This is a genomic window from Microvirga sp. P4_G7 (assembly GCF_056401005.1).
Map to the genome: position 1 here is coordinate 1 of NZ_JBFUKD010001016.1, position 951 is coordinate 951.

At 59.8% G+C, this 951-nt stretch carries 2 protein-coding genes; both read left to right on the top strand.

Annotated features, from left to right (window positions below; translation table 11 throughout):
- Nucleotides 1-225: hypothetical protein (locus AC1DT3_RS22675; protein ID WP_477467420.1), on the top strand; the 225-nt coding region annotated here is incomplete at its 5' end.
- Between the two features lie 85 nt (nt 226-310).
- Nucleotides 311-951: ferritin family protein (locus AC1DT3_RS22680; RefSeq protein ID WP_477467421.1), on the top strand; the 641-nt coding region annotated here is incomplete at its 3' end.

A 951-nucleotide genomic window follows, 5' to 3' on the forward strand; every position in this document is an offset into this window, starting at 1 on the left:
ATCCTGAACGACGTCATACCAAAGTTGCATATCAGCCCGGTAAAACGAGCGCGTGACCTTATCACAGGTCGGATCTATGACAGCGCCAGATCAAAAGGTGTTCCAATGTTTCTCTCGCTGTTTCTCTCCCGCTTCAACCGCGCTGCCCGCTTCTCCTGGTCGCCGGCCCTCAATTTCGACGATCGCGCCATCTATTCGACGCTGATCCCGGGCGCCCAGTACTGAGGTCGCAATACCGAGGCCCGTTTGCGCTGAGGCTTTGCAAGCGCTCGGCACTTGTTTAGAATAGATCTAAACTTGAGTCGAATGCATGAAAGCGCTTGCTGACCTGAACGAGCGCGAGGTCCTTGCCCTCGCGATCGCCAACGAAGAAGACGATTCGCGAATTTATCAAAGCTTCGCCGATCGCCTCCGTCCCGATTTCGCTGCTTCCGCCGGCCTTTTCGATGATATGGCGAGCGAGGAGCGCGAGCATCGCGACTGGCTCTATTCCTTATATCGCACGCGATTCGGCGAGCACCTCCCGCCCATCCGCCGCGAGGATGTCCGCGGTTTTCTCAAGCGCCGGCCGATCTGGTGGAGCCCGCATCTCGATCTCGACAAGATGCGCCACGAGGCGGAGCTGATGGAGCTCCAGGCCGCCAATTTCTACGACAAAGCCGCCCTTCAGACGCTCGACGTAGGCGCGCGTGAATTGTTCACGAAGCTCGCGGACATCGAGCGCGGCCACGAGCGCAAGGCGAGCGAATTTCATGATGCTCGCCTGAGCGACGACACCGAGGCCGCCGAGGAGGCGGTCCGGAAGCGGCTTTTTGTTCTGCAATACGTTCAACCTGGCCTTGCAGGCTTGATCGACGGGTCCGTCTCCACGCTCGCGCCRCTTTTCGCGGCCGCCTTCGCGACCCAGAACAACTGGGAGACGTTCCTGGTCGGCCTCGCGGCATCCGTTGG